This window comes from Coprococcus sp. AM97-35 (assembly GCF_027697525.1).
GTDB lineage: Bacteria > Bacillota > Clostridia > Lachnospirales > Lachnospiraceae > Allocoprococcus > Allocoprococcus comes.
This window is the reverse complement of the sequence record NZ_JAQESL010000003.1, coordinates 264,356-276,885: the sequence shown is the minus strand read 5'-3', so window position 1 is coordinate 276,885 and position 12,530 is coordinate 264,356. Positions and strand designations below refer to the sequence as shown.

Annotated in this window: 8 protein-coding genes; all 8 read left to right on the top strand. The window is 36.2% G+C overall.

Annotated elements, in window-relative coordinates; all coding sequences use genetic code 11:
• The coding region (locus PG840_RS04830) for an ATP-binding cassette domain-containing protein (protein ID WP_270613388.1) at nt 1–1,113 on the top strand (1,113 nt) is incomplete at its 5' end.
• A gap of 15 nt (nt 1,114–1,128) precedes the next feature.
• On the top strand, nt 1,129–1,839 hold the full coding sequence (locus PG840_RS04825; protein WP_173867470.1) for an NAD(P)H-dependent oxidoreductase: 711 nt from the start codon (nt 1,129–1,131) through the stop codon (nt 1,837–1,839).
• A 386-nt stretch (nt 1,840–2,225) separates the two neighbouring features.
• On the top strand, nt 2,226–4,031 hold the full coding sequence (locus PG840_RS04820; protein WP_173867471.1) for an AAA family ATPase: 1,806 nt from the start codon (nt 2,226–2,228) through the stop codon (nt 4,029–4,031).
• Entirely contained in the window at nt 4,028–6,112 is a 2,085-nt protein-coding gene (locus PG840_RS04815; RefSeq protein WP_173867472.1) for a VWA domain-containing protein, read from the top strand. Before PG840_RS04820 ends, PG840_RS04815 begins: the two co-directional genes overlap by 4 nt.
• 50 nt (nt 6,113–6,162) lie before the next feature.
• Nucleotides 6,163–6,579, top strand: coding sequence for a hypothetical protein (locus tag PG840_RS04810; RefSeq protein ID WP_021740616.1), 417 nt, complete (start codon nt 6,163–6,165; stop codon nt 6,577–6,579).
• A 12-nt stretch (nt 6,580–6,591) separates the two neighbouring features.
• Nucleotides 6,592–7,845, top strand: a complete 1,254-nt coding sequence (locus PG840_RS04805; protein ID WP_173867473.1) for a hypothetical protein — start codon at nt 6,592–6,594, stop codon at nt 7,843–7,845.
• A gap of 58 nt (nt 7,846–7,903) precedes the next feature.
• On the top strand, nt 7,904–10,069 hold the full coding sequence (locus tag PG840_RS04800) for a hypothetical protein (RefSeq protein ID WP_151165570.1): 2,166 nt from the start codon (nt 7,904–7,906) through the stop codon (nt 10,067–10,069).
• Nucleotides 10,056–12,464, top strand: coding sequence for a hypothetical protein (locus PG840_RS04795; protein WP_173900199.1), 2,409 nt, complete (start codon nt 10,056–10,058; stop codon nt 12,462–12,464). The genes PG840_RS04800 and PG840_RS04795 overlap by 14 nt, the downstream gene beginning before the upstream one ends.
• The last annotated feature ends 66 nt before the right edge of the window (nt 12,465–12,530 follow it).

Genomic DNA, 12,530 nt, shown 5'->3' with positions numbered 1-12,530 from the left:
ACAGAGATTATTAGTACAATATTTCAAATTAAGAGTTTGCGATTAATCAGTTATTTCGGGCAATATTTTACAAATAATTTTGAAATTTTGAATTTGAAAAATGCCAAAAATAAGAAAAAAATATATTTTTTTAATGTTCTTGTAAATGCATATTCGTTGTTTACACCTGTTTTCGTCATTTTATATATTTTGAAATTTACAGAAGTTAGTATTGGAGAAATATTTTATATATATTCTATACTCGGTATGATATTATCCTATGCTACACTATTTTTTACGGAGCTTTCATCAATTTTTTTAATGAAGCCATCATTATTGTATTTAAACGATTTATTTGATGAAAAAGAACAGTTAAATACAGGGGTTAATGATATTGGTAGTTTTACATCAATGAATACATTTGACTTATCATTTAGATATAATGACAATATGGAGGAAGTTATACAGAAGGTAAATTTGCAAATTAATAAAGGAGAAAAGGTGGCTATTGTAGGAGCCTCAGGCAGCGGAAAATCTACACTTATAAAGTTGTTAAATGGGTTATATACTTCATACACTGGAGAGATAACAATAAATTCACAAACAATGAAGGATATTTCAGACTTATTTTTCCAAAGAGAAATTTCTGTTGTAACACAAAATGCAATTATATTTAATAAAACGATAAGAGAAAATTTAATACTTGAAAAGGATGATTTAAGTGAAAGTGAGATATGGAAAGCGTTAAAGTTTGTTAATTTAGCAGATACAATTAAGGACTTACCTTTGGGATTAAACACTGTGATTAGCAATAATGGAGAAAACTTTTCAGGGGGGCAGTGCCAGAGGCTAGCGTTGGCTAGAGCTATTGTAAAAAGACCAAGTTTATTAATTTTAGATGAGGCTACAAGTGCAATAGATGCATTAAATGAAAAACAAATTTTTGAAAATTTGAAGAATAGTAAAATAACTGTTATTGTCATATCGCACAGATTATCTACTATTATAGACGCAGATCGCATATATGTGATGAATAATGGTAAAATCGAAGGAATAGGCAAACATAAAGAACTGGTTAAAAGTAATTATACATATAAAGAAATTTATAAAAGTCAAGGTGATTTTTTAGAATGAATGGAGGTTTAGAATATGAATGTCTTTATTTTTTATGGGAATAAATTAGATGAAAATTCGAAGTCATCAAAACTTGTTCACAATTTAGAATCGCATCTAAATTCTAATAAAAAAATTAATAAAGTTTTTTTGAGAAGTATGGATAATACTCAATTTGATTTTATGAGCAATTGGAAAGAGGTTATATCATATGAAATGAACTCAGAAAAAAAGGTTGTGAAGGATGAGATTATGAAGTCGGATATCATAATTATTATTTCTCCAGTATATCTACATAATGTTTCAGCTTATACAAAGTTATTTTTGGATAATTTTGCATCATGGTCACATACAATGCCTTTAATAGGAAAAATAGGAATGGCTATTAGCCTATCTTCTGATAATGGAAATAAATATGTAGATGAATATTTAACCAAGATAATGAATTATTGGGGAATTCTAACGTTACCATCAGTTTCGATTTGCTTATCTAATATGCAAGAATTGGCGATATCAAGCTATTTAAGATTTATAGAAGAGGAGATTGTTAATGCAGAGGAAAATATGGACAATTTAGTAAATGTTCATCAAGAAAAAATGTATAAAATGAATCAAAGTATTTTACATGAATATCCTGAAATGCATCCTGAAAGAATAGAATTTGAAAAAAATGGTGGCTTTGAATTTCAAACATTCAGAGAGGCTTTGATCAATAGAAAAAATCATAGAAATAAATATACTAAATGAAAATAATATCCTCAATCCCCAAATTATAGTTTATAGAAATGTTAGTAATTGTAAAGGCAGTAAATTGCTCTATTTTCCTATAGTACTACAGATATTTGATAACATATTTATAATATATTGGAAAATAATGTTGGTATTATCGAAATATAATTAATATTGACAGTAATGTAATATGATGTTAGGATAAAGTTGTATTCATTTATGTACAAGCAAATTTGTGCAATGAATTTTTATTCTGCATGGCAGCAGAAGAGTTACTTTGGCATAGTCTGCAATAAAATATAGGAATAAGTTTAAGACAAGGTATAGAAAGACAAATACCTTGTCTTTTTTTGCGTGTAGGAAGGAGGAACATACCTAAAAATTGCAGACAGAAAGGAGAGAAAATGGCAGAGATAAAATTATTTGACACATGGACATTTCAGGAAGAAATGCCGGAACCATTCAGCAGGTTTTTACAAAAAGAAGGATTACGAAAAACCACTACCATGGTGGAATGTCTTTCCCAGTATAATCAGGGAAGACAGGCAACACTGCATCCCCCTACATTGAGGGCAATGCTCAATATTGCAGGGATTTATTTGAAACAAACAGAAGGAGCTCTTGGGTTTCAAAAAGGAAATTATGATTTGTTGAATTTCTATTGCATGGAATATGTAAAAGGAAAACGACGCTACGCATTGGTTTATAATCCGATCAGTGCAAAGATACGTGGTGTCTGTAAAACAGAAAAACAAACATATAAAGCTCTGGATTTTGTTGAAAGAAACGTCAGTGACGGAGAGGAAGTTCTGGCAATGCTTATTTATGTCAGTCTGGAAAAGAAAGAAGCATTATATAACCTGGAGTTTGCTCAGAATTTTGTTTTATTCATGCAGCAGATGAAAGAAGGATGGAAAAATGCAAAACTTGCATTAAAAGCAGCTTTTCTTTGTTGTGATAACCTGTACCGGAGAGTCGAAAATGTACAGGATTTCAGCAATGAAGGAATTCCGTTGGAGAAAAGCCAGCTTGGAAAGAATGGTATGGAACAACTTTCCACACTTGCAATCGAAAGTGAACTGTATGCACCAAACGATGCGATAAAAGGTACATTTCAGATTTTTGGAGAAACGAAGAAAGTAAGAGAATGGACGTTAAAAGAATTACAGAAAATTTACAGACAGCACTGGCAGGTTTCTAAAGATTATCAAGACCGTATTCCACGGCTTCCAGAGGATATGAAAGTCGGGGAATATGCGCAGGATATCCTTTCTGCAATTGTAGAGTCCCCTTTCCGAAAATTTATGATCACCGGAAATGCAGGAACAGGAAAGACAACAGACGCACAGATGATTGCCCAGATTTTAGGTGTTCCTTATTTTGCTTTAAACTGTGGACCGGAAACAGATGAAAGTACACTGGTGGCAGGGATTTATCCAAATTCCAGGAAAAAGACCGAAGATAGCATGAAGTTTCCTTCTTTACAGGAATTTGTTACAGATCCGATGCAGGTATTAGAAGAAGTAGCCCATACAAGAAAAGAAGGGATTACCAAAAGCGAAGCCTTTAGGGAACTGTTAGACGCAGTGTATCAGTCCGGTTACCAGAAAGCAAAAAATGAAGGGGATTTTGTAATGCAGGAATCGGAAATCATAAAAGGCTGCCGAATGCCTTCGGTGATTGAAATTATGGAGGCTTCCCTTATTGTAGAGCCGGGGACACTTGGAAAACTTAACCGGTTATTAGATGACTCCAGGAAACTGGACCTTCTGTACGGGGAAGTCGTAGAACGACATCCAAATGCAATTATCATCATCACTACCAATCTGAATTATGTTGCAAATAGGGAATTTGATTTTTCCGTGGTATCCAGAATGAACAAAGTGCAGCATCGGAAGGATTTAACAGAGCAACAGTTGGTAGAACGTGCCATGTTTCGTACAGGCTGCAAGGATATGGAAGTCCTAAAACAGATGGCAAAGGTAATGAAACGACTGGATACAGTCGTAAAAGAAGAATTTGGAAAAGCCGGACTTTGCGGCTACCGGGAATATGAAAACTGGGTATATGAATATATGCGCACCCAAAATCTTGTAAAGGCTGCAGAAGATACGGTATTATCCAAGCTTGCATCCGATGAAGAAGATAGGGATATGCTCCGGCAGGTATGTATGGAGATTTATGTAGAGCAAGGGAAGGGATCTGTATGAGAAGTAAAGAAATAGGAAATAGCAGGCAGACAGAGAAGCGCTTGCTGCGGGATATGGAAGTATTTTCTTCTCCTCAGTTTTTAAGGTTAGTGCAACGGATTGGAAAAGAAATTACAGATAAGCATGATGCACAGATCCGGTTTTATTCCGATGCAACGGATCACAGGGCCGGTTATTTTGAGGGGCGATATATTTATATCAATACCATGAATATGCTTACACAAAGTTTTCCGACTTTGGATTTGAGAAGCAAAAGCCTGATAGGCGTGGAAGGACATGAATGCGGACATCAGAATTACAGCAGTATCTATCTGAGACGGAAATATATAGATGGAATTGCAAGTGGGATTTTATATCCAGCCTGGCCGCTGCCGGAGACGGAGCGAGAAACTGGATTTTTACAAAGTATGAAAGAGGGTTTTCAAAAGAAAGATGCGGTTCTATTAGGACTCTATCTGCAAACAGCCGGAAGGCTGCATGGATATCTGGAAGATGCCTTTATCGAAGAACAGATGTGCAGAAGGTTTCCAGGAAGTATCCGGCAGGGGATTTTGCAGAACCGTAAAAGGAATATGGAGCAGATTTCTAGTCTGAAAAGCCAGATTGTACAGAAGAAATCAAAGCTGAAGATTATGTTACTTCTGTTGGTGCAATATATGTTTACCCATAAGGTCAACACATGGGACGGAGAAGTTGCAGAATATATGGAACTGCTTAGAAACTGTATTCCGGTTCTTTTGAAAACGACTGTTGATATGGGGGAAAGCACAAGGTATCTTGCAACAAACCAGATTTTATTGAAGTTGTGGCCTTTGCTTTTAGAAGAAGCGGAAGGTATGGAAAGAAAAATAAAATCGACAGGAGAAAACAAAGAGAGCGTATTGAAACAGGCTTTTGATGAGTGGAAAAAAGATCTGCCACAATACTCGGAAGAACCTTTCTGCAGGGAAATCCGCATGGAGCGAAAGGAAGCTTCGGATGTTCTTTGGAATGGAGGAGAACTGAAACGTACTTTTTCAGAAGAAATGCAATCCATTCAAATAGAAAGAGAAAGTGTAGTAAAAGAGAAGGAAAGGCTGACAGAAGGAAAGACAGAGCCTTTGCTTTCTGAATTGGAGCAAGAAACTGTAAAGACAATTGATATTGGAAGAGAACTGCACAATATTTGTCTGGAATTAAAAAGAGAAGCAAGGGAAAAGGGATATGAGGAATGGATGCGGGAGCGTTTGAAAGAGATTTTAGAAAATACGGAGTTTACACCTGTGAACCGGGAAATTAAAAAGCGTGTTTTCCGAAAAGAAGTCATTTCACAAACCGCATATCAAAAATATAGAATTTTTCAACCGCAGATAAAACATACTTTAATGAAAATGAAGCAGGATTTACTACCGGTTTTAAAAAGGAAGAAAACCCATATTTTGCGCTACCAGTATATAGGAAAAAGATTGGATATGGCACATCTTTGGAATCCTGAAAAAAGAATTTTTCAGACCAAAATCCCTTCTCAAAACATGGATACAGCGATTGGATTTTTATTGGACCAGTCTGGTTCCATTGACAGCAAACGGTGGGAAACCTCTGTGCTGACAGCCCTTTGTGTGGTGGAATTTGCACAGGTATTTGGGATACCGGTATGTGTGAACGGACACTGCACAGGGAGAGAGCATATAGGAAGGAAACGAGAGGAAATTGTGTGTTTGCATTCCTATTTAGAGTTTGGTGAGAAAGAGGAAGGCAAGTACCGGATTTTGGATATGGAGACAGGCGGAGCCAACAGAGATGGGGCGGCCCTTCTTTACATGGCAGAAAAAATGGTAAAAAGAAAGGAAAAGATGAAAATCCTGATTTTTTTCTGTGATGGACTTCCAAATGCACAAGGCTATGGCGGAAAAGTAGCAAAGGAAGATTTACAGAAGGTACAAAGGCAGCTGAAGCAGAAACAGATTACTTTGTTTGTGGCAGCGATTGGAAGGGATCAGGAGGATATTCAAAATATTTACGGGAATGCCTGTATCAATGCGGAGAATCTGGAACAGCTTCCGCATCAGATTGTAAAGAAACTTTTAGAATACATGGGATAGAGAAACAGGACAAGGGACTTTTTCAGGTCTCTTTTTTGATTGGAGGAATTATGGAGCAGAAAAAAGAATGGATTGAGGATTTCTGGCGTACAGGGTATGCAATCCGTCTGGGAAAAGACCAGTATTTTCAGGAAATCAGAAACAAACGTATTGTAACCGCAAAAATTTGGAAAGCCGCTTTCTTTCAAAGCTTAAGAGAAGCTGAGATATTTGCTCAAAAACATCTTTGGTATACGGGGATGGATCCGCAGATTTGCTACCGTGCTTGGGTACTGGTATCTATTGAAAGTGAAGAAGAACAGGAGTTGTTTTGGAATGGAAAGCAGTTTGTCCCGGAACTTGGGAAGGCAAAACTTTTTTCCAGTTCGCAGGAAATGCAGACTTATGTAAAACGTTTGGGACTATCCAGACAGACTTATCCGGAATTATTGCCGGTAGAGAAAAAACAGATGAAAAATGCAGCGTAAGGAGGAAACAGGATGGAAATTAAAAATTTAGCACAATTAAAACGGGTTATACAAGAGAAAAGAGAATTTATTATCAGAGCACACCGACAGGAAAAATTTTTAGGACAGAAGAGAATACCTAACGTGGTACAAAGTAATGGATTTTATTCTGTCATATCCGGACAGCCGGAGCATGAGATCAGTTGTGCAAATCATGGAAAAGGAAGCTGGATTGATTTTGGGAAAGCAACTCAGTGGGAATTTCAGGAGGAGACATGCAGTATGTATTTGCCAGAAATGGAGCATATACCTGAAAACCTGATTTGGACGATTGAATTTTGCAAGGATAAAAAGAATATCCCACAAAAACTTTCCTGCTCCATTCTCTGTAATGCTTATTATCATGGAGAATTATTGCTGCCAGAAGCAATAAAAACCTTCCCGGAGGCACTGGAATACGCGAAGGACCATTTAGATGAAATTCCATTAGGAGAAATGAATTATATCGAAAACAGTGATGTACTCGATCAGGAGAATTGTGAGCTGGTAGCTGCCGATTCGGAAGAAATTCCAGAAGACAGCAGCAAAGAAAACGGTTTGAAAAGTTCCAAAGAGGAATGGTGGAGGATCATTGAAGGAATAAAAGAACATGAAAGCAGACTGGCAGAACAGGGAAGGACAGAAGATGCAGAAAAGATTGCCAGAGGTATGGACTTTTTCTATCCAAATGATGTTGTAACGGAGATTTTAAAAGATGGAGATGGAAGAATTTCTGGGATAAAAAGAGGAGAAATTTCTTTATCAGATGACGATTATTATTTAGCAGATACCCAGGAACCTTATTCCTTCCGTCAAGTTACTTGGGAGGATATTCTTGGAATAATGGAGGAATATTCCAAGAATGGTTATCTGCCTCCCATCTTTTCAAAGGGAACGGTTATCTGGCTTTCAGAAGAATATGAGAGCGATTCCAAAACATCAAGATTTTACTATCCGATGCAGCTGCCACCATGGAAAAGTCTGCAAATGATCCGAAAGTTGGATTGCTGGTATGCAGATACCGATTTGGATTCTAGGGAATATGCAGAAGAATATCAAAGGATTGTATCTGGAATTTTGCATGGCCTTGTGATTTTAAACCCGAAAAAACTCGCATTAGAAGAGGTGATTAAAGAATGGGAAGTGAATTTTACAGAACCCGAAAAAAGTGGGTATCGAGCAGCCTTTGATGGAATTCGTAAAGGTAAAATCCCAATTGTTCGGGACTGTAATTACATAACAGATTAACCACAAAAGAAAGAAATAAAGGGCTGTGCAAGACAGCCCTTTCCAGAAAGGAGAACAAATGGATATATTAAAAGAAAAAATAGATGCAAACAGTTTTCAGACTATGAAGCATATCATTTTCCTTACCTCAACAAAGAATGATAAGATACGGTATTTTGAAAAAGAAGAGGCAGATAAACGTTTTCTTCCAATAGGGAAAGAACAAAAGGAGGAAGACGCTTATACCTTTCAGTATCCGGGTGAGATGCTGGAGAGGTATGAAGAAAAGATAGGGGATACTGTTCAAATCCGCAGGGCACTGGCATTTGCCCTTGTAACTATGTCTGATTTTCATGAAGCACAAATGTATGTGGGAACACAATATGAAAACTTTCTGAAACGGATAGAACGAGAAGCGAAAACCGATATTTATCTGGCAGGAGCTATGTGTTTTTTAACTCCGTCTGAAAAGAAACAAAAGTTTTATTATGAACGGATTAAAAGTTATTCATACAAAGAACTTGCAGAATGTATGTGTATCCTGTTTTTATTCAAAGGGAAAAAAGAAATCTGGGAAATGCTAAAAGAAAATGTATGCTCTTTCTTTGAAAATGAAAGAGCAGTAAATATCTTCCAAAATGCTGAAATGTATATCTGGTTTTTCAGAACTTATGAAAAGGAAATTAAAAAAGAAAGAAAACAGATATTTTCGAGATTAAAACTTTTGGTGAAGATGCAGCATACCCACGTAAAAGAACGTTCAGAGCTATTTCAACAGATGCGAAAGGCAGGTTACCAAAAAGAAGAAATTTTTTATTTAAACCTGCGGATGCTGCAGGCTGCAAAGGAAGACAAGTTAGAAACAGTAAGCCAGATAACATGGGAGCGTGCTTCAGAAAGTTTTTGCATTTTTATATGTAACCAGGAAAAGGAATATTCGGAGGAGCTTTATCAGCTTTGCAGGGAACTAATACAAAAGCATCGTTCTTATGAAATCAAAATCGGCGGATATGATGGGATTTTAGGCGCCATGAAATGTCAGGTAACTGTTAAAAATTCCAAGATATATGCACTGCTTCATACTTATGCAGGAGAGCGACAGGCAAATCCTAGCTGGTTTTTTATTCCATCATGTAAAACACAGGCAAAGAAAATCTTTTCTCTGTTGGGGAAAAAGGATTTTGATAAAAAAATACGGGAGACTTTATATAATCAGTCTTTTACGGAACAGGAACTTCAGGAGTATCTGAAGATTTATCAGGAATTGACAGATGTAGATTATATTCAACAGATGCTGCAAGAAGAGAACTATCAAAATCATAAAATTTTTGAAACATTTGCAGAAAAGAATTTCTTAGATCCCCGACAGATTATAAAAGAATTGCTTACAAAGGGAGAAGGAAAAGCGATTTCTGAATGGGAAGAACCGGAAAAAAAGAAGTATGGCTATATTCTTTCCTATATCGAAGATTTGGATACGGATTTAAAATTTCAGACTGCAAAACTTCTTTTGGATAACCGATCCATGGAAGAAATCAGAAAAGAAGAAAAACGAAATTTCTTATGGAAGAGTGTCGGAATTCAGGAATTTTATTACAGACGAGAATATGATAAGATGAATTTTTTGAAACTTCATTTGCAACCAAACCAGGTCCTGCAGTTGTTTTTCTGGATAGAAGAATCTGTTTATCGGTTTCAGCCACAAAAATATTTTGCTTTTCTTTTAAAAGTCTTGGAAAAAGAGGAAAATCTTATTTGGCTTCCGAAAGAACAGGCACAGGAATTTTGGAAAAAACTAATGGAGCTTGGGATAGAAGAAGCTGGAAGTAAGAAATTTAGAATGCTATACATGGAGAAAGAGGAACGGGAGAAGTTTTATAAAGAACAGGAAGAAGCCGCAAAACAGAAAAAAGTGGCTGAACTGGAAAAGCAGACAAAAGAAGCATACCAGCATTTTTGGAAACTGCAGCAGGAGAAAACAGCAGAAGAGATTTTTTGGAAAATCGATTCACTTTTCTATTCTTATCAAAAAGAAGCCTATATAAAAGCAACGGTTCAGTTCCTAAAAAAATATTTAGAAAAAGTGGGGTGGAAATTACCAAAAGCAGCAATTTGGGAATATTTAAAACTGCTATTAAACTTAGGGAAAAAAGAAGGGATAGAGATTGCAACTATAAAAGAGTGGTTGATAAAAACGGAGGTAGAAGATGCTTACGACGGTGAAGGAACACATGGAAATTATTAAGGGGTTGGAAGGACTTGGCTGGCAGGAGATTTTAGGATTTTCAAATCAGCAGCTCCTTCCTTTTACAAAAGAAATTGATACAGACGAAAAGAGAAGAATATTAAAACAGCTTCCTATCGAGTATGGAAAGAAATTGGTTGCCTATCCGAAAATTCTTTCAAAGATTATAAGTCTACTGGAAGCAGGAATTTCAGCCTATAGAATAGAAATGTTTATCGGCAGTGCCGATGAAAAACTATTTGACCGTTCCTATGAGGAATTGGAAGCAGCTTTGAAAACAGAAGCAATTTCGGACAGATACGTAGCTGTATATCTCCAATATTATTTTTCCAGCCATTTGTCCGAAAAAGAGTGCAGTACATTAAATGGAAATCTGGAGTTTCTCGAAACATATTGTGATAAAAAGCTACAAAATTTAACTCCTTCAGAAAGAATGGTTTTAAAAGAACCCATTTTTACAGGAGAATTTTTAGGAATAGCGATTGCAGAGGAGAATTTCTTTCAGGATTTAGGGAAAGGGAAGGTATTAGAACTTTTGAAGTATTTGTCAAAGTTTCAATTGCCGATGCTAAGTAAAGAGGCATACAGACAGATTATAAAAAATGCAGAAGAACTTTATCCTCTATTAAGAGAAATCATACCTCGTTTACATAAAGGCATACGATCTTGTTTTTTGACAAGGTGGCTGGAGAATGAACAGTTATTGTTTGATTTAAACAGATTTGTAAGACAAGGATGGATTTCGCAAGGGAATTTCTATACAAGAGCAGGGTATATACAGGAGGTTTACCGGTATGCCATAAAAGCGGTGGACCGATTGAAATATTATCAGGAGTCAGTACTTCTTTATGCAGTCAAACATCAGAAAAAACACTTTTTGAAGTTGTATGAAGAAAATACAGAACTGTTTCTTGAACTTCCATGGAATTCTATTTTATTTCAAAAAGCATTTTATGAGGAGTATGTCAATCTAAATACATTAAATTTTCAAAATTTAAAGGAATGCAGAAAAATAAAGGAATGTTCTGCTATAGAAAAGACAGATATGCTACAAAAAGAGTATACTTTTGCGGAAATAAAATTATTTGCTGTCTGTCCTGACAGAGAGTATATCCGTTTGTACCACAAACTAAATTATAGAAGGGTAGACGATCGGTTGAGAGTTATGCAGGAAGTGGTGAAAAAGAGACTCTTGGACAAGGTAACCAGCGAAGAAACGCTGGAAAGAGTTGCGGCTTTTTTATCCCACAAACCATTATCTAAGTGGGTGAAAGAAGAATTGGGAAATATTTCCGGCCTAGTAGGGATGGATATACTAGATTTGTTTCTTTCCTGGGAAGAAGTTGTACGTTTTCTTCCAGAAGTGAAAAATGGTTTCCAACTGCGGTATTTGATAGCAAATAAAGAAAAATTAAGTGGATACCCAAATTTTCAGTCTGCCTATGCTGAACTATTAAAAAATGATCCTCACTGGGAATGGATGAAGAGCACTTTTGCTTTCTCCGATTCGTTTATCAGAGAGCATGAAGCAAATATCCAGACATTTCTGGAACAAGGCGGTTCTGAAATTTTGTATGAATTTTATAAAGGAGATACCGGACAGACAGAAATGTTGCGTAGATTGTTGGTCGCAGAGCTTATGGGGAAATTTAAAGACTTAAAATACCATGATGCAGATCTGGAAAAGGAACTTGCTTTTCCGATTTCAGAAAAACAGATGAAACTGTGGGCAGAAAATCTGCAACTTCAGAGAAAGGAATGGAAGATCTGGGAAGAAGACCGTTTTCTTCCGGTGATGCAGATTGGGGAGCTGCCGGATAAAACCTGTTTGAGTTACAAGACAGGAATGTATCGAAAGTGTCTGCTATCCTGCTTTGACAGTAATAAGAAAATTATATATATTTCTTATCAAGGTAAGATTGTCCTTAGGGCAATCCTTCGGCTTACAAAAGCATCTGAAGAAAAAATGGAAAGGGAGAACAAAGAATTTCAATTTGTAGATTTTACAAAGGATACGGGAAAGAAAGAGAAACCAGAGCAACTGGTTCTGTTTTTGGAAAAAGCCTATGTAAAAGGGATTTCAGACAGATTGGAACAGGAGATGTTTAAGCTTCTTTTTCGTATGGTAAAGGAAAAAGCAGGAAGACTCAACATCTCATTGTTGATCAGTCGTGATTACTTTGGGAACATTCCAAGTGGATGGTTTCAAAAAGAGAGTAGATACATCTATATCTCGGCTACCAAAGGAAAAGAGCAGTATTTGGACTCCCTAGGTGGAAATCATGGAATTGCTTCTGAAGGAAAATACCTGAAAGCATCGGTCTACCATCCAATATCCCCGGAAAAGTGTGATTATGAAAGAATGGAGGGAGAGGAATTCTCTGAAATATCATAGAAAATTCAATTTGTCAGGTCCTATGAAGTTTGATATAATAATCGTAACAAGAGAGTGACTGGTTGT

Bases quoted from the DNA above. Each gene is read 5' to 3' on its own strand.
- PG840_RS04800 (WP_151165570.1), top strand. From the start codon at position 7,904: ATGGATATATTAAAAGAAAAAATAGATGCAAACAGTTTTCAGACTATG.
- PG840_RS04810 (WP_021740616.1), top strand. From the start codon at position 6,163: ATGGAGCAGAAAAAAGAATGGATTGAGGATTTCTGGCGTACAGGGTAT.
- PG840_RS04820 (WP_173867471.1), top strand. From the start codon at position 2,226: ATGGCAGAGATAAAATTATTTGACACATGGACATTTCAGGAAGAAATG.
- PG840_RS04825 (WP_173867470.1), top strand. From the start codon at position 1,129: ATGAATGTCTTTATTTTTTATGGGAATAAATTAGATGAAAATTCGAAG.
- PG840_RS04805 (WP_173867473.1), top strand. From the start codon at position 6,592: ATGGAAATTAAAAATTTAGCACAATTAAAACGGGTTATACAAGAGAAA.
- PG840_RS04795 (WP_173900199.1), top strand. From the start codon at position 10,056: ATGGAAATTATTAAGGGGTTGGAAGGACTTGGCTGGCAGGAGATTTTA.
- PG840_RS04815 (WP_173867472.1), top strand. From the start codon at position 4,028: ATGAGAAGTAAAGAAATAGGAAATAGCAGGCAGACAGAGAAGCGCTTG.